General features: G+C 46.0%; 18 protein-coding genes, 1 pseudogene and 1 riboswitch. Of the genes and pseudogenes, 10 read left to right on the top strand and 9 right to left on the bottom strand.

The genetic code is table 11. The features are described 5' to 3' along the window. Positions 1-286 precede the first annotated feature (286 nt). On the bottom strand, positions 287-760 hold the full coding sequence (locus tag RH949_RS31250; RefSeq protein ID WP_006101146.1) for a TspO/MBR family protein: 474 nt from the start codon (positions 758-760) through the stop codon (positions 287-289). Between the two features lie 173 nt (positions 761-933). Beyond that, a riboswitch (cobalamin riboswitch) is annotated at positions 934-1,080 on the top strand. A gap of 376 nt (positions 1,081-1,456) precedes the next feature. On the opposite strand from RH949_RS31250, the gene RH949_RS31245 reads away from it, so the two are divergent. The 4 genes from RH949_RS31245 (at position 1,457) to RH949_RS31230 (ending at position 5,431) form a co-directional block, all read left to right on the top strand. Further along, positions 1,457-1,849, top strand: coding sequence for a DUF1636 family protein (locus RH949_RS31245; protein WP_006101288.1), 393 nt, complete (start codon positions 1,457-1,459; stop codon positions 1,847-1,849). 12 nt (positions 1,850-1,861) lie between these two features. Further along, positions 1,862-2,896, top strand: a complete 1,035-nt coding sequence (gene cobW, locus RH949_RS31240) for a cobalamin biosynthesis protein CobW (RefSeq protein WP_446358683.1) — start codon at positions 1,862-1,864, stop codon at positions 2,894-2,896. Positions 2,897-2,920: 24 nt separating this feature from the next. Next, positions 2,921-4,759 carry an N-acetylmuramoyl-L-alanine amidase gene (locus RH949_RS31235; RefSeq protein ID WP_446358681.1) on the top strand — a complete coding sequence of 613 codons (1,839 nt, stop codon included), beginning with the start codon at positions 2,921-2,923 and terminating at the stop codon, positions 4,757-4,759. Between the two features lie 204 nt (positions 4,760-4,963). Then, positions 4,964-5,431, top strand: a complete 468-nt coding sequence (locus RH949_RS31230; protein WP_446358679.1) for a DNA phosphorothioation-associated protein 4 — start codon at positions 4,964-4,966, stop codon at positions 5,429-5,431. A gap of 227 nt (positions 5,432-5,658) precedes the next feature. Here the strand turns inward: RH949_RS31230 and RH949_RS31225 are convergent, their stop codons facing one another. The 4 genes and pseudogenes from RH949_RS31225 to RH949_RS31210 all read right to left on the bottom strand — a co-directional run bounded on the left by RH949_RS31225 (position 5,659) and on the right by RH949_RS31210 (position 9,934). Further along, positions 5,659-6,252 (bottom strand): Uma2 family endonuclease, encoded by a 594-nt coding sequence (locus RH949_RS31225; RefSeq protein ID WP_446358677.1) that lies wholly within the window; start codon positions 6,250-6,252, stop codon positions 5,659-5,661. A gap of 635 nt (positions 6,253-6,887) precedes the next feature. Further along, a complete protein-coding gene (locus tag RH949_RS31220; protein ID WP_446358675.1) occupies positions 6,888-7,565 on the bottom strand; it encodes a DUF7453 family protein in 678 nt (225 codons plus the stop codon). 63 nt (positions 7,566-7,628) lie between these two features. Then, a pseudogene (locus tag RH949_RS31215) lies at positions 7,629-8,135 on the bottom strand (DUF7453 family protein); the annotation flags it as partial. Positions 8,136-8,335: 200 nt separating this feature from the next. Further along, positions 8,336-9,934 carry a DGQHR domain-containing protein gene (locus RH949_RS31210; RefSeq protein WP_446358673.1) on the bottom strand — a complete coding sequence of 533 codons (1,599 nt, stop codon included), beginning with the start codon at positions 9,932-9,934 and terminating at the stop codon, positions 8,336-8,338. A 258-nt stretch (positions 9,935-10,192) separates the two neighbouring features. On the opposite strand from RH949_RS31210, the gene RH949_RS31205 reads away from it, so the two are divergent. The 5 genes from RH949_RS31205 (at position 10,193) to dndD (ending at position 16,934) form a co-directional block, all read left to right on the top strand. Further along, positions 10,193-10,384 (top strand): hypothetical protein, encoded by a 192-nt coding sequence (locus RH949_RS31205; RefSeq protein WP_446358671.1) that lies wholly within the window; start codon positions 10,193-10,195, stop codon positions 10,382-10,384. Between the two features lie 85 nt (positions 10,385-10,469). Then, positions 10,470-11,894: a DNA sulfur modification protein DndB gene (dndB, locus tag RH949_RS31200; RefSeq protein WP_446358669.1), complete on the top strand. Its 1,425-nt coding sequence runs from the start codon at positions 10,470-10,472 to the stop codon at positions 11,892-11,894. A 102-nt stretch (positions 11,895-11,996) separates the two neighbouring features. After that, positions 11,997-12,983 (top strand): HNH endonuclease, encoded by a 987-nt coding sequence (locus tag RH949_RS31195; protein ID WP_446358667.1) that lies wholly within the window; start codon positions 11,997-11,999, stop codon positions 12,981-12,983. A gap of 39 nt (positions 12,984-13,022) precedes the next feature. Then, on the top strand, positions 13,023-14,642 hold the full coding sequence (dndC, locus tag RH949_RS31190; RefSeq protein WP_446358665.1) for a DNA phosphorothioation system sulfurtransferase DndC: 1,620 nt from the start codon (positions 13,023-13,025) through the stop codon (positions 14,640-14,642). Positions 14,643-14,948: 306 nt separating this feature from the next. Continuing rightward, positions 14,949-16,934, top strand: coding sequence for a DNA sulfur modification protein DndD (dndD, locus tag RH949_RS31185; protein ID WP_446358663.1), 1,986 nt, complete (start codon positions 14,949-14,951; stop codon positions 16,932-16,934). 3 nt (positions 16,935-16,937) lie between these two features. Here the strand turns inward: dndD and RH949_RS31180 are convergent, their stop codons facing one another. The 4 genes from RH949_RS31180 to RH949_RS31165 form a co-directional block, all read right to left on the bottom strand. Next, entirely contained in the window at positions 16,938-17,078 is a 141-nt protein-coding gene (locus tag RH949_RS31180) for a hypothetical protein (protein WP_006101295.1), read from the bottom strand. Then, entirely contained in the window at positions 17,068-17,238 is a 171-nt protein-coding gene (locus RH949_RS31175; RefSeq protein ID WP_157453175.1) for a hypothetical protein, read from the bottom strand. The genes RH949_RS31180 and RH949_RS31175 overlap by 11 nt, the downstream gene beginning before the upstream one ends. A gap of 87 nt (positions 17,239-17,325) precedes the next feature. Then, a complete protein-coding gene (locus RH949_RS31170; protein WP_446358661.1) occupies positions 17,326-19,542 on the bottom strand; it encodes a hypothetical protein in 2,217 nt (738 codons plus the stop codon). 326 nt (positions 19,543-19,868) lie between these two features. Further along, a complete protein-coding gene (locus RH949_RS31165) occupies positions 19,869-21,200 on the bottom strand; it encodes an aromatic ring-hydroxylating dioxygenase subunit alpha (protein WP_446358659.1) in 1,332 nt (443 codons plus the stop codon). A 620-nt stretch (positions 21,201-21,820) separates the two neighbouring features. Between RH949_RS31165 and RH949_RS31160 the strand changes: the two genes are divergently transcribed. Then, positions 21,821-24,623, top strand: a 2,803-nt coding sequence (locus RH949_RS31160) for a two-partner secretion domain-containing protein (RefSeq protein ID WP_446358657.1), incomplete at its 3' end; no start/stop codon positions are given.

The raw sequence follows: 24,623 nt of genomic DNA, 5'->3' as shown, positions 1-24,623 counted from the left end.
CGTACTTAGGGTGATAATAAAGTCTTATGAATTAAGCCAAAGTCCCACGGTGTAATGCTTGTAGGTTGGGTTGACGAAGGAAACCCAACTAATTAAGCGATTAAGCTAGGTTTTCTTCAAATCAAGCCAATCGCTACACATATAAGGAAAATTTATCACCTTATGTACAGGAGAGCCACTTTGATAGTCTTGATCAGGTTGAGGAAATATTAATTATCTGATTGATGTGTTATCGGTTAGGCTAAGGCACTCAAATTGGGGAGCGATCGCCTGCTTCAATCCATACCTATTCCGCTTCCGGATTCAGTCGAATCATCGCCCAAGTCGTGTAGGTTCCAATCGGACTCCAAATAATATAAGGCAACAGCAAAACCGATGCCCAAACTGAGATAGAATAAACTAAAAGTGCCAAAATAATACTCAATATAGCCCCCGCCCCCCCAATCATCGTACCCACCTTGAGACTGCGAAATCGGCACATTACTGGCGTATAGGCAATTGTTACTATTTCCAACAGCAAATATAACCCCAAAACCAGCCACGTTTGAGAACTCCCAGGATTACGTTCCCATACCACATAAGCTGACCATCCTCCACAAATAAAAACCACCGTCCAGATGAAAGGAATCGCCGACTCAAATGTCAACCATCGGGGACGGCGCAGGCGGTTGAACCATCGGACATCATCGGACGTTAACCAGTTACCAGCAAACGCCACTAGCAAGGTTACAGTCCCAATTACCATCCAGGATTTAATCATGTTCTCCCCTGTGAAAATCCCACGACATTGGGTGATTATGCCTAGTTTGATAGATTGAGCTAATCATCCCTATAAAACCAGCTTATCGTTTTGGCACAGGTTTTGGGGTCAGCAGGAAATCCCGCCACTCAGCGAAAAGCGAAAAAGGGTAGTCCTTGCCGAACCGACATGGTAAAGTATTACTCTCGGTCGGTTCTAATGGGGAGCAGCCATTGGAGGTAACGGGGAAAGTTCGGTGTAAATCCGGCGCTGTCCCGCAACTGTGAAGAAATGAGTCCTTGTTTCTAAGTCAGAATGCCCACCGACAGATAACTTTTCGATGATTCATCTGCGAGGTACGGATGGGAGTTCAAACATTATTGCCAAAATTCAGACGATTAAAGCAAATCCTAGAGAAATTGCGGCATCAGTCTAGGTAAAGATTACTAATCCATACAGGCATAGGTTCACCGACTATTCAAACTAGCCAAACCCCGGATCAAGACGTTTAACTATTGAATTCTGCCTAGCGGTACTAGCCATTCTCCCTAATTTTAGAATGCTGCTATTTACGTTGAAATAAAAGATAGTGAACTGTCTTTAGAAACGGCTGGCAAGCAACAAGCGATCGCGTCAAGCCACAACCCGCATGAAATCCCTAGAACTGATACGGTTTTAGCCCTTCATGACCCCAGAATAATTCTGTAATTAAACACAATGACTGATCAACATACCCTATTTATTTGTACAACCTGCGCGAGTACCTGGCAAGATGGCAAGCGAGTTGGTCAAAGTGGTGGTGAAAAACTGCTAGAACCATTGCAGGAACTCCACCAAAATTGGTCACTCCGAGATGAATTTAAACTTCAATCTGTTGAATGTATGAGTGCTTGTAGTCGCCCTTGTGCGGTTTCTTTAGCGGCATCATCTAAATACACTTACCTATTTGGGGATTTACCCGTTGATGTAGAGACATTACCCAAAACAGCAGCGGCTATCCTAGATTGTGCCAGTTTATATCATAGCCAACCCGATGGTTTATTGCCTTGGTCAAAACGACCTGAACCCCTAAAAAAAGGCATTTTGGCACGAATTCCACCCTTATCTTGAGGTTAAATAATCATGCATAAAATTCCCGTAACTGTAATTACTGGCTTTCTCGGTTCTGGCAAAACCACATTGATGCGCCATTTACTGCAAAACAACCAAGGACGTAAAATAGCGGTTCTGGTGAATGAGTTTGGGGAAGTGGGTATTGATGGCGAGTTATTGCGTTCCTGCCAAATTTGTGATGAAGAGGACAATCCCAACGATAATATTGTCGAACTGACCAATGGCTGCTTGTGCTGCACAGTTCAGGAAGAATTCTACCCGACAATGCAGCAACTCTTGCAACGGCGCGATCGCATCGATTGTATGCTAATTGAAACCTCTGGATTAGCCTTACCCAAACCCTTAGTTCAAGCCTTCCGTTGGACTCCCATTCGCAACGGTGCTACCGTGGATGGAGTAATCACGGTGGTCGATTGTCAAGCGTTAGCCGCCGGAACGTTAGTCGGTGACATTAATGCCTTAGAAGCCCAACGCCAAGCTGACCCCAATTTAGACCATGAAACCCCAATTGAGGAACTCTTTGAAGACCAATTGGCTTGTGCGGATTTAGTCTTGCTGACGAAGGTAGATTTAGTGGATGAGGCGACGCTGAGGAGGATCAAAGACTGGTTACAGGATCAATTACCCACAGGAGTTAAAGTTATCCCTTGTGATCAGGGACAAATTCAGCCGGAACTCTTGCTCGGTTTTAACGCCGCCGTCGAGGATAACTTAGATAATCGTCCCAGTCATCATGATACCGAGGAAGACCACGACCATGATGACGAGATTAATTCCGTCCAATTTATATCCGATCAAGCCTTTGAACCCAAACCCCTAATCGCCAAACTGCAACAACTCGTGCAACAGCAGGAGATTTACCGGATCAAGGGGTTTGTGTCTGTACCCAATAAACCCATGCGCCTAGTTTTACAGGGAGTCGGCAATCGCTTCGATTCATTCTATGATCGACTGTGGCACAATGGCGAATCTCGCCAAACTCGATTAGTGTTAATTGGACGTAAACTAGACCAAGCTGACATTGAGCAAGCAATTGGTAGTTAAACGATTAATCGTGAGGGTAGGGGAATGAGGAAAATTCAGTGGCTACTGCTACTTATTAGCTTCTGGAGTACGTTTCTGGTTTCATTACCCGCAGAAGCCGCCAGACTTCTGCTGTGGCGATTTGATGCGAGTCAAAATCAACTGGAATTTACCACAGATGGTAGCGTTCAACCCACAGCCCAACTGATTCCCAATCCCCTGCGCCTGGTGATTGATTTACCGGGTACGACATTAGGGCGCCCCAGCGTCAGCCAGTCGGTGGGGGGAGGAATTCGGGAAATTCGGGTGGGACAATTTGACCGCCAGACGACGCGAATTGTGGTAGAAATTGCACCGGGCTATACCATAGACCCCCAACAGATTCAGTTTCGGGGGGCGTCGCCGAGACAGTGGTTTGTGCAAATTCCCACTCCCCAGCGGACCACCACATCTGCACCTCGTCCCCTACCGCCAATAACTCCTCCCCCCCAAACCCCACCTCGTCCCACACCACCGGAACCCTCTCCCGACAGAACCGAGTCAACTGTGCAAGTTGATCCGATTCAGGTGACACGGGATGGGTTTTTCATTCGCACCAATGAGGGGGAAGCCAAAGAGATTCAGGTGGAACGGAGTCGCGATCGCGAAACCATTGAGTTTGATGTAGAAGGAATTACACTACCCCCAGACTTACTCAATCAAACAGTGTCGGTGAATCGCTATGGGGTCAGCCAAATTCAATTGTCCCAATCGTCGGGTTCATCCCCAACTCGCATCACCTTAAACGTGAATCGCGAGAGTCCCGACTGGCAGATGAATTATAGTTCTGTTGGTGGTTTGGTATTATTACCCAGGGGAATTTCGGCGTCCCAGCTTCAGGACTTATCGCCGCAACGATCCGATAGAGAACCCACGGCGACTACAAGTCTCGCCACGATTGAATCGGTGGACATCGCCCAAAATGGGACTCAATTATTAATCCGGGCGAATGGACGGATTCGGGCGCGGGGAAATTGGAATGCTAACGCCAATCAGTTCCAAATTACCATCCCAGATGCTCAACTGGCTGACCAAATTCAAGGACCTCAGTTAGGCGTAAATAGTCCGTTATCTCAGGTAAGACTACGCCAGCCTGATTCGCGTACTGTAGTGATTGTGGTGCAACCGGATCGAAATACCCAGATTGGCGAACTCAATCAACCCAGTGAACAATTGTTAGCCCTATCCCTGCGACAGAGGAGAGTCTCGTTACCGCCAACAGGTTCGCTTCCCGTACCGCCACCGGAACGATTACCGCCAGAGAGTTCACCGCCCCCGACTGTCTTTCCTGGCGTTCGCAATAGTCGCGTTGTGGTGATGCTTGATCCAGGACATGGGGGTAAAGATCCCGGCGCTGTGGGAATTGGTGGCTTGCAGGAGAAGAACGTAATTTTGCCCATTTCTCTCCAGGTTGCAGCACTTTTGGAACAACAGGGTGTACAAACGATATTAACGCGATCAGATGACCGATTTATTAGCCTGAGAGGGCGAGTTCAACTGGCGGAACAAACGAATGTTGACCTATTTGTCAGTATCCACGCCAATGCGATTAGTCTGAGTCGTCCCGATGTGAATGGCGTGGAAACCTATTATTATGCCAATGGGCGAGGGCTAGCCGAAGCGATTCAAAACAGTCTATTACAGAGTACCGGAATGCGGAATCGCGGCGTGAAACAAGGCAGATTTTTTGTCATCCGACGCACCTCTATGCCTTCTGCGTTAGTGGAAGTGGGGTTTGTTACTGGGGCTGAGGATGCGCCGAGACTTGCCACACCAGAATTTCGCAGCCAAATTGCCCAGGCGATCGCACAGGGTATTTTAGTCTACATTCAGCAAACTCGATAGGGTGTCGGGTGGGAAGCAGGGGAAGCTGGGGGAGATGGGGGAGATGGGGAAGCTGGGGGAGATGAGGAACATGTAGAGACGAGCCATGGCACGTCTGTGTGTAGGGGCGGGTTTAGGGACTAATATTGATTGTTATTCCTAGCTTGGCTGCAAAACCCGCCCCGACCAAATGACGAATGACGAAAATAGGAGGATATCAGGGGAATGGGCGTCAATCGCATCCGAATTGCCAAGGATCAAGCCGATTTAGTCAAAGCGTTAACCGCATCAGCCGAGACAACCGGACCCTTTCAAACGTATGCTGACGTTATCGCATTTGCAGCGGCGTTGGGTGTCAAGCGCAGGAAGCGATCGCCTCTGGGAACAATTGCCAAGAAAGAGCCCGCACCGATTGGGTTAGAGATATTTGTATCGAGGGGATATGACGCACTAATTAAACTTTTGGCGCTTGTCGAAACCAAAGATGCCAAAATTCTCTCCACCTTTGACACCAAAGCAGAGGAGGAAAGGATTCATATTTTTGAAGAATATGCCCATGGGGGGTTGGAGATATTACGAGACGAGTTACGGGGGGCGGTGGATTATTCGGAGCGATTAGTGTTAGTTTTGAATGCACAACGGTTTAAACAAGAGGTGACTGAAGACGAGTTTGATTTGAGCCGATTTCTATAACGGTTCCTAAATGCGTAGGGTTAATACCAAGTTGCAGTCTAAGGTAGAATCTGTCATGCTGAGCATCATTGTAGAGACGTTGCATGCAACGTCTCTACATAAATGATGTGTCCTAACCGCTATTGCGGTTGCTATATAACCCATACAAAGGGTGCTGTAGGGGCACCATCCTTGCGCCCACACACCCACACAAGGATAAACGCTATAAAGTGGATTGAATCAGAAGTTTAAGGATTCAATATAACCGTTAAATCGAGAACAAAACCCGGTAATACATCTTCCCCTGAAAGGATAGGCGGTTCGTCAATAGAAAAATTGATTTGTTCGACATCAACGAATGGTCGATAAATTTCCACTAGGGGCGTTTGCGGATCAATCAGCCAACCCAAACGGGCGCCATTCTCCCGGTACTCTAACATTTTGGCACGCAAACCTTGGAGCGAATCGCTTTCAGAACGAAGTTCAATCACAAAGTCTGGACATAAGGGCGGAAAGCGTCGCCGTTGTTCAGGCGATAAGGCTTGCCATCGTTCCAGGATTACCCAGGATACATCGGGACAACGTTTGGCATTATTGGGTAATCGAAACTCCGTGGACGAGTCAAACACTTTTCCCAGCCGGGTTCGACGATTCCACAGATTCAAATCTGTGGTCAAATCTGCATTTCTGATGCCACTTTCTCCACCTGTTGGGGGCATAATCATTAATTCTCCATCAGCGGTGAGTTCTAAACGCCATTGTTCATTCGCCACACAAAGTTGATAAAATTGCTCGTCGGTTAAACCGACGGTAGGGGGTACGTTCAGGGTTAGAGTTTCCATTTTTGTGCCAGCCAACTGAATTAATTATATTATCGGCGATATCTAGGGTAAAGTACTCTTTCCGCGTTTGAGGCTAAACCCAGAAGATTCGTTGGTTTGAACAGTCAGCTTACGGTGGATAATCGTCTCAGTTATACTACGCGATCGCTTTACGCGAATTTGCTGATGACAACAAGACTCTTTATCGGTTAAAAAAATGCCTCAAACTACCGTATTACCAACCTTTGTAAAGTGTAAGTAAAGACTTCGCGATCGCTAAATTCTTTGCCTGTCGAATGGGTAAACTAGGTAAATTAACAAAGCTGCTTAAAAAGTAATGAATGATGAGTAAAATGTAGGGGCGGGTTTAGCCGTTTAATTTTGGTATAGACCAATAACCTATCAACAAAACCCGCCCTTCATCCTTTTGCATTAGGGAGGGCGAGTCAATAAAAGTAATCGGTTTCCGATTAACGAGAGTGCAGCGACTCGCCCCTACAGACCTTATATTGGATATGTATTTATGTGAAATATACCCCAGTCTCGCGATCGCACCCAGTAAGCAGATACCCTATTCATTCTATACGAGCGGACTTATAGCATCGATTTCAATTACTGGACTGGTGTTCTAGAGGTGTTTTCTTCTTGGCTAGATTCTACTTCTGTTTGTGTCTTAGTGCTGAACCTGCACCAATGGTACTAATCACAAGTAGTCCTAGTCCTGTTGCAGGTTCTGGAACTGTGGCAGGTTCTGTCAGATCAACCAATTCGTACCTCAGATTGTCGAAAACAATACCGTCACTACGGTAATCAAAGATTCCGTAGTTAGAAGGCTGTATCTCAGCACGTATAAAAGGCACGGTACTTTCGACACCAAAGAATCCAGATGGAAACAGAAACAATGGATCTATTGTTGCATCACCCCAAAGCGTTCCTAGAAGGTTCTCGCCAGCATCAAATAGCTTGACACTCACAGCATCTTCCACAACTGTTGTACCCGCCCAAAAATCAGGATCTGAAGGTAGGGCAAAGCCAAACCCCAGGCGATTTTGCGGTTCTTGGAATATACTTTGACAAATCGGTGACCCGAAATAATTAGTACAACTCAACCCAGGAGACTCAACTAAGGTTTCTTGCCCGGAAAAATCATCGATTTCGATCGGTTTGAGAGTTGCCGGAATCGGCTTGGTTATGTGTCCTCCCCAATCAAGGACAACAGCATTAGGATCGGGATCAGCCAGAAAAATGCCACTAGAACCGTCAGCTAGTTGCGCCAAAAATGCAACTTGACCTGCATCGTTAAATCCTTTTCCGGAGTATTGTAAGTGGGTCACGGTAGAGCCAAAAAGTGGATCACCGATGGCAATTACTTTATCAGCAACTGGATTGGCTCCAGTAAAAATCCCGTACTCTCCGGTGTCAAGTACAGCTTCAAAGGCTACAGTGCCATTATTGTTGATAACCAGGCTATCAAGTGATACAAAAGTACCGTCGCCTGTCCTAACCCACCCAAAAAAGGAACTAAATGATCCGCTAGTATCAACGAGGGTGGTGAAGCCACCATTATTGCTGGTGAAAATACCTTGACTTCCATCATCTAGGGAAGCAGTGAAAGCGAGAGTATCCGAATCGTTAAGTGAAAGATTGCCGAAGTTACTAAATATATCGTCAGTGTCAGCTATGGGAGTAATTGAATCCCCATTACCAGTAAAGATAGCACTAGCACTGAATCCATCATCGAAAGACGATCCAAAGGCGACAAGTCCATTGTTATTGATCGCTAAATCACTAGCAAAATTATTGGCTGGAAAGGAGTTACTCGTTTCAGCGATAGTTGTGTAATTGACTCCATCACTGACAACTATAGAGAAATTTGTTTCACGGCGGCTATAATCTCCATCAATGAAAACAACATTACCTTCATTGTTAATATCAACGTCACCCCCATTGTAGAAGGGATTAGGCTCTTGGCTAATAATAGTAAACCCATCGCCGTTAGTAGTGGCAACCCTATTATTGATATTAAGGTTTAAATGCCGAACAGCTTAAGCGGGTCGCCCCTACGGTTACAATTACAATTCAATTCCACACAATCTATCAGGATTCACAACACAGGTGGAAGTCCCACATCTCTGGGCTTGACAAATTTACCATTAAACCCTACCGCTTTCCCCTCAATTGTTCTGGCTTCGGCTAATTCTCGCCGCAGTTCTGCCTTTTCCATCCCATCTTCTGTCCCGGCAATAATATAAATTAGTAATCGGGCGGCTAAGTCTCGTCCTGATACCATGATTCGCTTCTTATTCGGGTCAAATAATACCCCATACCACAAGGATTGGGGTGTCTCCATCTGACTAAATCCCCCTTCGGCATCGTATTTACAGAGTTTCTTAAATACCGTTTTCAACGATAACTTTTTCTGAAATACGACAATTCCTAATGCTTGGGTAAAGGCAATTTGCCCCACGGGACGGAAGAGGATATTCCCCTCACCGCCATTTTTCTCAAAGCTGAAACGGCGTAACTGGGGTGTTTCCTCTCCTTGTTCCAATCGTTGATAACTGGGTAAGCTGGCTAAGTGGTCAAAAAATTGATTAAAGCTGTCAATTCCGGCTTCTAATTCCTCATCATCGGGACGCATGGGGATTAACCCTTTCTTCTCCGGCGGTTTCCAGTGGGGGAATTGATGGTCTAGATACCGTTGAGACATTTCATTTAACGCTTGGAGGGTGGTTAATACGGTGGATTTGGCGGCGACGGTGGCGCTATCCCAATTAACACGGGGGTTGCGTCCAGAGACTTCTTTTAATAAGGGATGGTTGACGGCTATTTTGCGGGCGACGATGGAAAAACCGTCATTTTCATTTAATAGGGCGAGTTGTCCTTTACTTAAGCGTAATGCCATTAAGTTGACGTGGACGAAAATCGACCGGACGCGCCGCCTTGCTTCGTCGCGGGTTTCGCCTTTGGCGACAGCGGGGATGAATTCAATACCGATTTTTTCCTGGGCGAGACTTTGCAGGTAAGCGGGCTTGAGTTGGTATTCGTCGATTAGGTCGTCTATGGTAATTACTCCGCCCACGGGTTTTTTGTTTTTGTTATAACGTTGTAGTCTCCCGGTTTTGAGTAAGGTCATGAGTCCCTGGACCCCCATGAGTCGGTGTTGACCATCTAGGGCGAAGATGGATACGGAGGGTGAGACATCCAGGAGTCCGACGGTTTGGTTTTGGTCAAGGGGAATGAAATCCGCCGCAGACTGGCGGGCGCGTCCTTGTTTATCCCATTCCTTGGCTTTGGGATTGTCTACCCAGGTGGGGCTGTGGACGACGAGAACGGCGGGGAATTTGTGGGCTTGGCGGGCGGCGAGGTATTGGGTGAGGGGGGCTTGACGGGACCAGTCGAGGGGACGTTGGAGGATTTCATCGACGGTTTCTTCGTCCCGGATGACGTTGTCGGTTTGGGGGTCGAATTTTTGCCGGAATAGGGGGAGTTGGGAGGCGAAACGGACGCGGCTATCTAACCATTCGAGGGTGACAGACCCGATAAAGGCTTCGGTACTCCCCATCTGGGTTTTCTGGACGAGGAGGCGATCGCTTCTGGCTAAATGGCGATCCAATAGCAGGGCTAGCGCCTGTCGATCCTGGCTGTCTTGTTCCAGGATTTGGCTGGCGATGTCTGCTTTGGGCTTGTCGGGGCTACTCATCGGTTTTATAATATTTTAGTCTGTTTTTAAAAATAACTAATTTAATATTTTTATGTCAAATCAGTTTTTAAAAACTAAAATTGTGCCATACTAGGGATGTCACCTGTGAGGGCTTGTTGGGGTGGGTTTAGCCAACAGCTACAGCCCTCACCCCCAGCCCCTCTCCCAAGCTTGGGAGAGGGGAGTAAGAGAGGATCTTACTTTTCACCGAGAACCTATCAACAAAATCCTCCATGAACCAATATTTTAATAACTACAATGAGTAACCCAGTAAAAGTATTAGATCCGAATTCTATCGAGGCGTATCGGACACGAGTGCAACTTCTCGCAGGTGAGTTGAAAGCTGCCAAAAATCAGGTTGCGCGTGTGAATATTGCCTTAATGTTAGCGGATGCAGCAACAACATTAGCACGACTGGAACACGATGAATGGCAAAACCCAAATTCCTAATCGGTAAATCAATGGAAATAAACCCAATTTTATTACTAAACCTATAACAAAGGACAAAGGACAAAGGACAAAGGATGAATGACAAATGACCAATCACCAAGGACTGATTCCTTCCTTCGAGTACGTTTTACCCGCCATTCGAGGGATTCAAGCGGGACGGGAATATTATGTGTCGATGTGTCCGGTGCGATTTATTCCTAAGCTGTTTGGGAGGGAGGATGAGGAGAATCCACCGGATCAGAGAGTCGCGCGATCGCTTAATTCTAAACGAGTCCCAGATATTGCTAACTATATTCTGAATAATCCTGATAATTATACCGTTTCCGCGATTACCGCCGCGATTGATGCTGATATTAATTTTGAACCGATTGGTACTGAGAAAGAAGGGCGAAAAATGGGGCGTTTACGAGTTCCCATGGATGCGCGGTTTCAGATTACTGATGGACAACATCGCTGCGCGGCGTTTGAGTGGGCGCTGAAGCAGAATCCGGCGTTGGGGTATGAGACAGTGGCGGTTATTTTAGTGTTGGATATTGGGTTGCGCTATTCCCAGCAGATGTTTTTGGATCTCAATCGTTATGGGGTTCATCCCGATGCTTCCCTGGCGATTCTCTATGATCATCACCATCCCCAAGCAACGGTGGTCAAAGCGGTGATTAGAAATATTAATGTGTTCCGAACCCTAACCGATCAGGAACATCGGACATTACCCGTGCGATCGGGGAAGCTATTTACGCTGCATACCCTTTATAATGCTACGTCTATGCTATTGGCGGATTGGCAGACGGCTGAATTGGAACAGCAGATTGATTTGGCAATCCGGTATTGGCAAGCTGTGAGTTATTGTATTCCAGATTGGGAGGCGGTGAGACAACGGACTGTAAGCGCCAGGGAGATGCGACAGGATTATGTTCATAGTCATGGACTCGCACTTTTGGGATTGGGGGCGGTAGGGTCAGTGTTACTCTCGGTTTATCCCCATAGCTGGGAGGAACGGTTGCAGGAATTGCGGCGAATTGACTGGTCGCGTTCTAATCCCGATTGGGAGGGGCGGATTATGGTCAAGGGTCAGATTTCGCGATCGCGAACCAGTATAGGGCGGATGGTGGCTTATTTGAAAGGGTATTTGGGTTTACCGTTAACTTCACAGGAGGAAGAGTTAGAGAATGCTAGTGGTTTAGTCGGGAGGGAGAATAGTCGTCAACAAGACCAGCAAAAACAACGGTTTATTCGGCGGAATACAGACCAATTTATCGTGATTCTTTCGGCTTGTGGGAATCCGGATTTTAGACAGACTGAGGATATTGGCGTCCCTACTCTAAAATTACCTGTTCACTCCCTTGAGGAAGCCTCTCAAATCTGTCAAGGATATATTCTGGAGTATGAGTTAGGTGGGGGGAACTGGACAGGTGGGCAAGTTTTGGATGCTAGAACCAATGAACAAGTTGGTTATATCGCTTGTAGTGGCAAGATTTGGACGGAGTTAGAAGATTGGATGAAATTAAAATGATCACCCCTATTTACATCCAGCTTAACTTAGTCCAGGTTAATTCGTTTTAGCTACGGACGAAAAAAGGTGATCAGAGACAAATGATTGAGTCAGGAGGCAGAGATGAGTCAAGGACAGCAATCAGAAACTCGGCGAACGCTTGCTTTCTACTGCGATTGCTTCCCTAAAATCAATGTATATAAGAATAAGCGACGAGGAGGCAAAGCCCTAAATCAACCTGTACTGTTGTTGTCTGTCATTGATTTAATTTCCCAAGGATTAATCCAAGAGAATAAGGTTGTCATTTCAGAGGAATTAATTGATACGTTTAAACGATATTGGAGTTTGCTGAACACTGAAGCGTTTAAAAATAGTGATTTTGCTTTACCCTTCTTTCATTTAAAGAATAGCGAAGGTCGATTTTGGCATCTGCAATTTAGTGCTGCTTACGATGGAGGTCGTCCGCAAACAATCAACACGTTAAGACGTGATGTTGATTATGCCTATCTAGATGATCAACTTTTTGAGTTAATCCAAGACCAGAATCATCGACAAGAATTAGTTGATGCCCTTGTTGCCGCTTGGTTTTCATCTCAAGGAAAAGCATTAGAGGAAATTCTCAAAATTAATCAAGCGTTTCAAGATAGTAGCCAAGACGAGGAAGGTGAACAAGCTAGCTGTCCTACCCAATCGGAAAAACGACCAAGGTTTTATTTGAAAAAGTCTCTATTTAGAGATTCTATATTCCGAAAAACTGTAGTGCATATCTATGACTATAGATGTGCCTTCTGTAGACTAAAAATCACTCGTACCCTTACTCAAAACATAGTAGATGGCGCACATATTAAACCTTTCTCCGAGTTTTATGATAGTAAAATAGACAATGGATTATCACTCTGCAAGAATCATCATTGGGCATTTGACCATGGTTGGTTTTGTCTAGATGACAACTACAAAATCATAATCGCTAATGACTTACAAGAAGAATCACCACATAGTAGACCGATGAAGGATTTTCATGGCGAAACTATATTACTGCCCAGTTCTGAGGAATATTTTCCCCGACTTGAGGCACTTCAATGGCATCGCCAAACTAAGTTTGTAACCTAATCAGTCATCAATCACAGTAGTATTAACGAGATTTCAGGTATGACAGATAACCAACAGATGTCACTCTTCCCACCACGTACTGTGGCTGAGTTAGTGGAAGACATAGAACAACTCACTCAAGAAATACAAACGTTATATTGCGAGGATAATATACCATTTGTTATTGGTTGGTCAGGGGGAAAAGATAGTACAGTTGTATTGCAGCTAGTATGGAGTGCGATCGCAGCCCTACCCCCCGAAAAACGCACGAAAACAATTCATGTTATTACTAATGACACGCTAGTAGAAAATCCTATTGTTACGGCTTGGGTACGTAAATCTTTGGATCGAATGAAGATAGCTGCCCAAAAGCAAGGAATGCCGATCCAACCTCATCTCACGTATCCGGCTATTCAAGATACCTTTTGGGTTTGTTTAATTGGCAAAGGCTATCCCGCCCCCAGAAATCGATTTAGATGGTGTACGGAACGCTTAAAAATTAAACCAGCTGACTCTTTCATCCGCGAAGTGATTAGAACGAACGGTGAGGTGATTCTGGTTTTGGGAACTCGCAAAGCTGAAAGTGTCAAACGGGCGGCAAATATGGCTAAACATAGAGAGTGGCGGGTGCGCGATCGATTAAATACCAATCCCAGTCGTCCTAACTCTCTTATTTACCTTCCTATTGAAGATTGGCGAACTGATGAAGTTTGGCTTTATTTGATGCAGTGGCAAAATCCCTGGGGTAATAACAACAAAGACTTATTCTCCATGTATCGGGGGGCTACAGCCGATAATGAATGTCCCTTGGTTATTGATACCTCAACCCCTAGCTGTGGGGATTCCCGGTTTGGTTGTTGGGTTTGCACCATGGTTAATAAAGATAAGTCTATGGAGGCAATGATCCAAAATGATGAGGAGAAAGAGTGGATGCAGCCTCTGCTGGATATTCGCAATGATTTGGATATTAAAGATGATCACGATAAGAGAGACTTCCGCCGTATTTACGGTAAAGTTGAACTCTTTGAACGCAATGTTGATGGTGAAATCTCCGTTAAACCGATTCATGGTCCCTATACGAAATACTGGCGGGAACATTGGTTAAGGCGCGTTTTAGAAGCCCAAACCCATGTCCGGAATACTGCGCCCCCAGAGATGCGCGACATCACTCTAATTACTCCAGAAGAACTTAGCGAAATTCGCCGTATCTGGTTAGAAGAAAAGCATGAATTTGACGACAGCTTACCTCGCATCTATGAAGAAGTCACAGGCGAACCCTTCCAAGATTCCCGCCCTAGCGCCGAACGCAAACTTTTAGGGAGTGATGAATGGACAGTCTTAGAAGAAATCTGTGACCAGGATGAAATGCATCTGGAACTTATGGCAAAACTTCTGGACACTGAACACCAATATCATGCTAAATCCCGACGCGGTATCTATGAAAGCCTGGAAAAATGCTTTAATAGCAGTTCTCGTTCTAGAGAAGACGCGATTGACCACGCCCACTATCAGCGACATCTAAAAAATACAGTTCAAGATATCAAACAGGATTTGTCAGAAGTTCATGAATTGAGACAGGCTTGGGATAAGCCTAAGGAAGAGAAACCTAAACAGCTATCCTGGGCGAGTTTGAAATTCCCTGAACCCGATTCAGAGGATACTGAAGATGTAGATGGATAGCCTTTGTTTTCCCCTTTTTGCCACGGCGATTAAAATCGCTGCTACACAAACAAAGTCCGCCTACGCGGACTCAATTATAACGGGGTGGGAACCCGGATTGAGTAGGATAGGACAAATAACGAAGATTGGCTGTCCTCTGCAAAAAATTAGTAGAGGTGTTGCATGAAACATCTCGCTTCGTTCGTAGTAGGCACTTTAGTGCCATAAGCGCTAAAGCGCTTACTACAAACTTACTATAAAGTGATATTTATATTCGGTTAAAGATTATTCCTGATTTTATACGCCCGTCCACATTAGCCCCTGACTATGATATTCCTGGAACTCGCCCTGCAAAACTTTGGTCCCTATCAAGGGCGACAAGTCATCAACCTCCGTCCCGAAACCAACAATTCTAGCCATCCGATTATTCTCTTTGGCGGGATGAATGGTGGCGGGAAAACCACTCTGATGGACGCCATTCGCCTCAGCCTTTACGGTTCCCGCGCCCAATGTTCCACTAGGGGAAATTTAAGCTATAACGACTTTCTCAGCCAATGCGTTAACCGTAACACTCCGCCCACGGAAAAAACTCGTATTGAATTAGCCTTTGAAGTCGTCGAAGAGGATAAACCTAGAACTCTGAGAATTGTCCGTTATTGGACAAAAGACCCAAAAGATGGGAAAGATACTCTAGGTATTTTAGTCGATGAAGAGTGGCCCGATAAAGCCCTGGCAAATACCTGGGATGACTATATCGAAAATCTGCTTCCTCTGGGTATTTCTAACCTGTTTCTCTTTGATGGGGAACAAGTCAAAGAATTAGCTGAATTGGAAACTCCACCTCCGCTAGTGGTAAGTGCGATTCAATCCCTGCTTGGGTTAGAACTTGCTGAACGCCTATCCACAGATTTAGATATTCTCGCTAGTCGTAAGCGCCGGGATATTGCCAATCAGAAAGAACTGGAAACCTTAGATAACATTGAAGCTAAACTTATTGACCAAAAAGAAAAACAGGAAGCGGCGACACAAGACTTAAGCGCCCTAAAATCTAAATTGGACTATGCTGCAAAAGAACAGCAGTTAGCCTCGGATAAATTTGTCTCCGAAGGCGGTAAACTTGCCAGCGAACGCAGTCAACTGGAAGCCCAATCGGAAACGCTGATTGAACAAGCGAATCAGGTACGTCAAGAAATGCGAGACTTGGCGGCTGGTGTGCTTCCCTTGTCTCTGATTTCTCCGTTGCTGGAACAAGCGAAAGCCCAAGCCGAACAGGAACAAAAACAGCACCAAATTAAACTGACACGGGAGGTATTGAAAGAACGGGATGCTCGGTTAATTCAGTATATCAAAAAAATCTCCTTAACCCCCAAGCGAGTCAATCAGATTCAATCGTTTCTAGAGAGTGACAATCAAGAACTGGATCAAGAAATTGCCGCCCAAGAGGAACCGTGGTTGTTAGCCGATGAAGCCGCTATCACTCGCCTAGAAACCCTGCTGAACTATGAACTCTCAACCGCACAAACCAACGCCCAAAGCCAACGGGAACGTCTGCAAACCCTAGAAACTGAAATTGATGCGTTAGATCGGCAAATTGCCACCGCCGCATCGCCTGAAGCCTACAACACCCTGAAACAGGCATTTACTGACGCCCAAAATCAAGTGGTTAAGGTTAAAGCGGCTTACGAAAATGCATCTCGCCGTTGTGAGGAAATCAAGAACAAAATTACCAAAACGAAAAAAGAGTTGGAAACTTATGCGGATGAAACGATTAAACTGAAAAATAATCAGCATATTATTAATTCTATTGCCAAGGTGCAAACCACATTAGAATTATTTCGGGAGAAATTAACGCTGAAAAAACTGAACAAACTGGAAATCGAAGTTACCGAATGCTTCCGTTATCTGCTGCATAAATCCGACTTAGTTCACCGTGTCGCCATTGACACCCACAGCTTCAGCCTGTCTCTCTATGATCCGGAAGGACAACCGATTCCCAAACACCGTCTCTCGGCGGGGGAAAAGCAACTATTAGCAATTTCCTTTCTTTGGGGACTCGCCCGGGTTTCGGGGCGTCATCTTCCGGTGGCGATTGATACACCGTTAGGACGGTTAGATTCCTCTCACCGGAGTAATTTAGTGGAACGGTATTTTCCCACGGCGTCTCATCAAGTGATCCTGTTATCCACGGATACGGAAATTAGGGAAACTGAGGTAAAACGCCTGCGGGAATTAGACGCGATCGCGCAAGAGTATTGCCTGAATTATGACCCCCAAGAACGGCAGACGATTGTGGAACCGGGTTATTTTTGGTAAGGATTAGGGGAGAATGGGTTGGGGTAGTTTCGCGATCGCACGCCGCATCTCCCCCAGCTTCCAGACGCGCCATGGCACGTCTCTACATTGCTTCCCCTGCTTCCCCTGCACCCAGACGCGCCGTGGTGCGTCTCTACTTGGCATCTCCCGGTTTATTCAATGCCGCCAAATATTTACTCAGCGCTTCTGCTAACTCTTGTTCTGGGGATTGCTTTTTCGCTGGAGGTTTTTTCTTCGGTGCAAAGCCGCCAAAGAACCACATCCAAAACAGGGCATACATTGCAATTATTACAAAACCAGACATGATAATAATAAATCCTAAAAGACACTCGTGAAACAAGTCTGCTGAGATTCTTCAGGATAGAATTTATTCTATCCGGATAAAATTCAGCTAGTTAGCACCCTCTTTTAGCGATTTCAATACGATTTTATCCTCTATTATTTCAATAGTCTGGTTTTCTACCTGAATTTGGGGATTAAATCCAGTTCCCAGAACCTCAACCTCAGACGCTGTACCGGATTGAACGGTCATGACAACAATAAAGCGATCGCGCCCTGTGGCTTGAATCTTTCCCCCTGTCTCACTGGGGATAAATTCCAGGTTCACGTCGGAGGGTGTAATAAAGGTTCCTTGCATCGTCGCCCCGGATTCCGCCTCTAGGGTAAACTGTTGACCCTGAATCGTCACCTTTTCCTGGGTATGCATAATCCAGGTTTGATTCGGTTCTGCGGCGTCAACCACTTGATCCACCAAGACAAACAACCCCGGTACACCAGATGCACCACTATAATCTACTGCGAGCGATCGCAACCAATTCTGGTGTTGTAAACTAACCATACCCGACCCATCGGCACTTGCCTGAAATCCCGTCAGTTTCGCCGTCTTCCCCGCCTGTTTTTCCGGTAACAACACCACATTTTCGTCTCTCTGTTTCCCATCAGATGCCATTCCCGCCGTCGCCCAGCGCCCTCCTAATCCCCAAATTCGGAAACTTCCCGCATCGGGAAATGACCAATGTCCGCCTCTAGGTTTCTCTCGCTTTACAAAAATACTGGTGACAAAATCATTTTCATCTCGCCATTGATTGCGGAACGTAAAGAAGCCTTTTTGGGCATCTACCACTACCCGCCCCCATACCTCTGCGGGGTTCTGGAGGGTTACGTCTTGAGGATATCCGGCGAAAACATACGCCGCTTCATGGGGTAACTCAATGCCAAAACTGTTATCCCCATTCCTCCCCCAATGACGGTTAAAGAACCACATAACTCCCGGTAGCAGCCGTTCCGGTACTATCCCCAATCCTACTGCAAAGATAGAACCCGTGGGGCTTAAGCGATGACGCCCATAGGTGGGAATCGCCACTTCCCCGTCTTCACCTACCATCCGGGTTACATACTGGGGTAGAAACCAAGCCGCGTGCGATCGCGTGACCAAATCTTCCCCCAACACTGTCTGATACGCTTGTAAAAAGGGCATCACCGTGAGAAACCAGGGTTCTGTACTATAATGATCCCCCTCAGACCCAAAACCGCGATCGCCAATACCAATGGTAAGATAGCGTTTAATATTCCGTTCCGCCACTTTCAGCCAACGCCGAGTCTCTACATCCCCCTCCTCCAGTAGCGCCAACGCCGCTAACCCAGCCGCCCCTCGCGCCCTCGCATTCCAGTTACTTGCTGGGTTAGGATTCCAGCCATTACCCGCTGTTCCCTTCACCAGCAGGGCGGTTTGAGTGGCTAACCAATCCGCCACCTGTTGTACCTGTTCCTCATCCCAAGCTGGATAACACAAATCATACGCCAACGCCAAGCCTGCGACTACTGTAGAATGTTCCAGTAAACGGCTTCCCGGTTGGTTCATGGAATTAACCGTAATCTGCCAAGCAGTTTCGGCGGCAGCTTGATCCTGCTGGATTAGGGAGAGGAAGCAGTAACCAGCAGCGTGATAGCCCCCGGTTGGCACATAGCCATCATAATAGATAGGTTGATCAAGACTCCGTTGCAACTGTGCCAGAATCGCCTCACCCCTAGGCGTTTTAGCCTGTTGACGCAATTGGGGAAGTTGATCTTGGCGAAAGATTAACCGAGGATGTTCTTGGGGACGCAGAGGACGATGATTTGCTACAGGTTTTGACCAATGGGGACGAATAATTCCCTGGACTTCTCCCTTGACAGGTTGGTCATTTAGGGTTCCAGAATAAGTGCCAATTAGTTGATTATCGTCATGCAAGCGCACTTGGATATCATACTCTGCTTGTCCTTCTAGGGATTGCCAAGGATCAGGACTAATTTGCATCTGCACATCCAGGTTCCATAATCGTCCCCGTTGACTTGTCTGGAGAATTCCCTGATGATCCGCCTGATTGAACTTTGGCGCAAATCCCCACACCTCGCGATCGCACTTATTCGCATCACAGACTAAATCGAGGGTAATATCCTGATAAACAGGTTCCCCTTCCCAGGTTTTCCACACGCCACGTTTCAGGGTTAAACGGATATCCCCGGATAACATAGCTGGATCAATTATTTCTGCTGGAGAAGGATGAGAACCGCCTAGCCAAAATAGAAATGACGCGGTGATTAAATAAAGGATTTTGTTATTGGTCATTCGTCATTCGTCATTCGTCATTTGTCATTTGTCATTTGTCATTGTTAAGGCGCTTGTAGGGGCGACCCGCTTGCATAAATTAACAACTCCCATCCACTCAATTAGATCGGGTCGCCCTCTCCTCAAACTGATGCTACACTCTCGCAACATCTGGCTTCCCCCATGGAACAAAAAGCGAAGCAACATCTGGTCTCCCCCATGGAACAAAAAGCGAAGCAACATCTGGCTTCCCCCTTTTGAAGGGGGACGGGAGGGGGATCTAAAAGGGGGACGGAATGGGGATCTAAAAGGTTGGATGCCAACACTTAATAAAACCAGATAACCATCTATCGTTGAGCATGAATATAGTCCACAAAATAGAATCGGGGTTCTAGCCAAACTTTCAGCCAAGTGAATGTCGCCAAACCCAAAAATGCCATAATCATTAACGGTAAACCTAGACGCGATCGCAACACATCGGGAAGTAAGGCAACGCCAGAAACTGTTAGCACAAAGCCCCCTAAAAGTACAACTTGTAAACGCTGCACCGTTTTCAAAGCGGCGCTACAGCTACGACAATGCTGGGTATGTTGTCGGTAACGATCCAGCACTTCCTGGCGGTTATCGTTGATAGAGATTGTATCTGAAGAATTGAGCCCCACCTGCTTCCACGGTAGGGTTCCTTGGCAGTATTTATCAAACCATTTACGAAACTCAATCACAAAGCGATCAGCACTGGTTAGCAATTTATAGGCAGTTTTCCAGCTTTCCACTGATTGGCGTTGTTGGAGAAAACGCTCTTGCTGATGCAACAAAATCATATCCCCATCCAGTACCAGATTGCGGACTGTAATATGATTCCACCAGCGAGGAGTTAACCGCGATAAGCTTTTGGCAAAATTACGAGGAAACTGAGCCACTATCCGCGATTTACCGGGAGCAACTGGGATACAGTAAGTTACCAATCCCACCTGCTGTCCTTTGTCGCCAAAACTGATAGCATATTCCAAATGACAAGGCGGCTCAAATGTCATTTTTGTGTTAAAACGTCCGACAGTATTCCCCTCAATTCGATTGGCAGTTGATTGGACAATTTCGATAGCAATGGGCTGGGCTTGATCCCGATTTCCCTGAACACCGTGATGGGCAAAGGGAACATGGCTAGGATCAGCAATATTTTCCACTAAGGTTTGCCAATCATAGTCCAAGTCACGCACCATCGAAGACCAAACAAACCCTTTACTGGCATCAACTTGGGGCGATAGGGGGCGAGGAGTAGCCGCCGCTAGTTCTGGGGAATTGGCATCGAGCCAAACCCAAAGTAAATCATTTTCCTGGCAACAGGGAAGAGTTTGTACACAGATATTATCTTGATTTTTGGTCACAATTTGGGGAGTTTCGGCTTGGGGAATATGAGTACAAATTCCTTGAGAATTAAATTGCCAACCATGGTAACTGCATACCAAGTTCCCTGTCTTTTCATCAACACGCCCTTCGCTTAAGGGTGCTAACCGATGAGGACATTGATCGAGAAAAACACGATAGGTTGCTGAGGAAGGTGGTTTCCAAATCACCAAGCGCAACCCCAAAACGGTTACGGGAGTGGGTTGTTTGGGGTCGAGATCTTCAACCGGGGAGAGGGGATACCACTGTTGAAAGAAGTTAAATTCGCTTGACATAAGTGGGTTATCCTATAAAAAGGTAAAAAACAGAAGGCTTTAAGGTTTATGATATCTGGTTTTTTGCCTCTTGTTAATAGGTGGGTGTTGGCAACCGCTCTGCCTTTTAATTTCTGGTGGATGGTTGCGATTGGTACAAGGTGTGAATGCCTGACAAAGGTGATACCTTGATTAGGCTGTCATGCATTTAACTTGGGTATTAGTAGCGAGCAAGATGCAAAGCCTGCGGCATGGCTTCGCTAAACGCACTACAAGGCTTTCGCCATTATTGACATTAAGGTTTAAATGCCGAACAGCTTACCGATAAGAACACACAATAAAGGCACTTGTCGGGGCGATCCGCTTGCATAAATTAACAACTCTTGTCCACCCAATTGGATCGGGTCGCCCTCTCCTCAAATTTAACTTGACACAATAGCACGTTAGTAATAGAATATTTATCCGCAAATCTTTCTGTTATTCATAACCGATACAACTCCTATCCGGGAAACGTTCAGATGTAAATTAAAATTAATTAAACCTAAATTAGCTATCGTTTTTTATAATTTTATAACGACAAGGAAAAAAATACTGGCATAAGCGAAAAAATTGAGCTATATCCTTCCTTAACTCTTACTCCCATGAAATCTGCTCAATGGTGCTTTAGCTGGTTGTTTCTAGTTGCGGGTTTAATTTTGGTGGCGAAGACAGCGCCGACTACAAACGCTGAACCAATTACCGCCGCCCCTGATGGTACAGGGACAGTGATTACACCGGAGGGGAATCAGTTTAACATTTCCGGGGGGAGTCTGGATGCAGATGAGGCGAATCTCTTCCACAGTTTTCAGGAATTTGGCTTAGATGCAGGGCAAATTGCCAATTTTCTGGCGAATCCGAATTTGAGGAATATTTTGGGGCGAGTGGTTGGCGGAAATCCCTCACTGATTAATGGCTTGATTCAGGTGACAGGAGGAACGCCGAATTTATATTTGATGAATCCAGCCGGGATTGTGTTTGGCACAAATGCTCAATTAAATGTTCCTGCTGATTTCATCACCACAACCGCGACAGGTATTGGGTTTGGCGATAATCTTTGGTTCAATGCATTTGGGGATAATAATTATTTGCAGTTGGTAGGAGCACCCAATCAATTTGCCTTTGATTTATCCCAATCGGGGACAATTGTCAATGCTGGGAATTTAGCCGTTTCTCCGGGACAGACGTTAACCCTATTAGGGGGAACCGTGATTAACACCGGGGAACTAACTGCACCTGGGGGACAGATTACAATTACGGCAGTTGAAGGGTCAAATCGGGTGAGGATTTCTCAATCGGGACAGTTACTTTCATTAGAGATTACTGCGCCTCGGAATCAAGACGGGGTATTAGTGCCAATCACACCATTAAATGTCGCCGAGTTGTTAACAGGTTCAGCCCAAACGGTAGAGACTGGCGTTGATGTCACTCCATCAGGAGAAGTAAAACTAGCAGACTCTCAGATAACCCTACCCAATGAAACAGGAGTTGCAATTATTTCTGGCACAATCGATGTTTCCACGATTGACGAAACCATTGGCGACACCGTTGACGACACCGTAGGGGCGCAAGGCTTTGCGCCCTCCTCATCCTCACCCTCAACTGGCGGTGAAATCAATGTGATTGGCAAAAAAGTTGGGTTACTTTCCGCCAATCTTGACGCCTCTGGTATCGATAATGGCGGTACAGTAAGAATTGGTGGGGATTATCAAGGAGAAGGCACAATTCCCAATGCTGATATCACGTTTGTTAGCGCAGATTCAATCATTAATGCAGATGCTTTAACTGATGGGAATGGGGGACGGGTTATTATTTGGGCAGATGAAGCCAGCCGTTTTTATGGAACAATTACAGCACGAGGCGGTAGCGAAAGTGGTGATGGTGGCTTTGCTGAAATATCGGGCAAACAGTATCTAGATTATGCTGGCACTGTTAACTTGTCAGCGATGCAAGGTCAATTGGGTCAGTTGCTCTTAGACCCCGAAAATATAACCGTTATCGCAGGTGAAAATACTCCTAATCAACTAGCCGCAAATGATGCCTTTAATGATCCTGGAGAAGATAACACGATTAATAATGGCACGATTAATGATGCCGTGGCAAACGTGATTCTGCAAGCGACTGACACTATTACTTTTGATGCAGCGATTAATATTAGTGCAAGCGGAGTCGGAATTACTGCTCAAGCCAATAACGAGATTGTCGTTAATCAGACTATCAGAACGAATGGTGGGAATGTCACTCTTAATGCTGATTTCGATAATATAAATGGTGGTATTCTGGACATTACCAATGCCACGATTGATACAGGAGGTGGCAATTTCATCGGCACGGGTAGGGGTAATGCTGCCTCTACTGCTGGCGTTACTATTAAGAACAGTACCATTAACACTGGAGATGGCAGTATTGATATTACAGGTACGGGAGGTGACGGTGGTGACAACAATTTCGGTATTGTTGTGAACGATGGTAGTGTAATAGAAACAACTGGAATAGGTGCGATTACTCTAAACGGAACAGGTGGAAATGGGATAGATAATAATGACGGAATTAGTATTAGTAATTTAAACTCCCGTATCTCTTCCGTGAATGGAACGATTAGTTTGACAGGTAATGGTAGTGCGGGAATGGGAGAATTTAACGATGGTATTTCTATTGTCGAGGGTAGTGTGGTGACGTCCTCCGCAACCGGGAATATCACTCTAACAGGTACAGGCGGAAGCGGAACGAATGGTAATGATGGGATAAAAATGCAAGATGCGGGTTCGGCTGTTTCTTCCGTGAATGGAACGATTAGTTTGACAGGTAATGGTGGTGCGGGAACGGGAGAATTTAACGATGGTATTTCTATTGTCGAGGGTAGTGTGGTGACATCCTCCGCAACCGGGAATATCACCCTGACAGGGACAGGCGGAAGCGGAACGAATGGTAATGATGGGATAAAAATGCAAGATGCGGGTTCGGCTGTTTCTTCCGTGAATGGAATGATTAGTTTGACAGGTATTGGCGGTGAGGGAATGGGAGAATTCAACGATGGTATTTCTATTGTCGAGGGTAGTACAGTGACATCCTCCGGAACCGGAAATATCACTCTAACAGGTACAGGCGGAAGCGGAACGAATGGTAATGATGGGATAAAAATGCAAGATGCGGGTTCGACTGTTTCTTCAGTTAACGGAACGATTAGTTTGATAGGTATTGGCGGTACGGGAACAGGAGGATTTAACGATGGTATTTCTATTGTCGATGCTAGTGTGGTGACATCCTCCGCAACCGGGAATATTACCCTGATAGGGACAGGCGGAAGCGGAACGGATAATAATGATGGGATAAGAATGGGAGATGCGGGTTCGACTGTTTCTTCCGTAAATGGAACGATTAGTTTGACAGGTAATGGTGGTGCGGGAA

This window comes from Coleofasciculus sp. A1-SPW-01 (genome assembly GCF_040217205.1).
Classification (GTDB): Bacteria; Cyanobacteriota; Cyanobacteriia; order Cyanobacteriales; family Coleofasciculaceae; genus Coleofasciculus; species Coleofasciculus chthonoplastes_A.
This window is presented reverse-complemented; position numbering and strand designations above follow the sequence as displayed.

Excerpts from the sequence above, each read along its gene's own strand:
- RH949_RS31225 (WP_446358677.1), bottom strand. The coding sequence starts at position 6,252 with ATGGAAACTCTAACCCTGAACGTACCCCCTACCGTCGGTTTAACCGAC.
- dndC (WP_446358665.1), top strand. The coding sequence starts at position 13,023 with ATGACAGATAACCAACAGATGTCACTCTTCCCACCACGTACTGTGGCT.
- RH949_RS31245 (WP_006101288.1), top strand. The coding sequence starts at position 1,457 with ATGACTGATCAACATACCCTATTTATTTGTACAACCTGCGCGAGTACC.
- RH949_RS31165 (WP_446358659.1), bottom strand. The coding sequence starts at position 21,200 with ATGTCAAGCGAATTTAACTTCTTTCAACAGTGGTATCCCCTCTCCCCG.
- RH949_RS31175 (WP_157453175.1), bottom strand. The coding sequence starts at position 17,238 with ATGTCTGGTTTTGTAATAATTGCAATGTATGCCCTGTTTTGGATGTGG.
- RH949_RS31195 (WP_446358667.1), top strand. The coding sequence starts at position 11,997 with ATGAGTCAAGGACAGCAATCAGAAACTCGGCGAACGCTTGCTTTCTAC.
- RH949_RS31205 (WP_446358671.1), top strand. The coding sequence starts at position 10,193 with ATGAGTAACCCAGTAAAAGTATTAGATCCGAATTCTATCGAGGCGTAT.
- RH949_RS31180 (WP_006101295.1), bottom strand. The coding sequence starts at position 17,078 with ATGCCAAGTAGAGACGCACCACGGCGCGTCTGGGTGCAGGGGAAGCAG.
- RH949_RS31170 (WP_446358661.1), bottom strand. The coding sequence starts at position 19,542 with ATGACCAATAACAAAATCCTTTATTTAATCACCGCGTCATTTCTATTT.
- RH949_RS31210 (WP_446358673.1), bottom strand. The coding sequence starts at position 9,934 with ATGAGTAGCCCCGACAAGCCCAAAGCAGACATCGCCAGCCAAATCCTG.
- RH949_RS31235 (WP_446358681.1), top strand. The coding sequence starts at position 2,921 with ATGAGGAAAATTCAGTGGCTACTGCTACTTATTAGCTTCTGGAGTACG.
- dndB (WP_446358669.1), top strand. The coding sequence starts at position 10,470 with ATGACCAATCACCAAGGACTGATTCCTTCCTTCGAGTACGTTTTACCC.
- RH949_RS31250 (WP_006101146.1), bottom strand. The coding sequence starts at position 760 with ATGATTAAATCCTGGATGGTAATTGGGACTGTAACCTTGCTAGTGGCG.
- RH949_RS31230 (WP_446358679.1), top strand. The coding sequence starts at position 4,964 with ATGGGCGTCAATCGCATCCGAATTGCCAAGGATCAAGCCGATTTAGTC.
- dndD (WP_446358663.1), top strand. The coding sequence starts at position 14,949 with ATGATATTCCTGGAACTCGCCCTGCAAAACTTTGGTCCCTATCAAGGG.
- cobW (WP_446358683.1), top strand. The coding sequence starts at position 1,862 with ATGCATAAAATTCCCGTAACTGTAATTACTGGCTTTCTCGGTTCTGGC.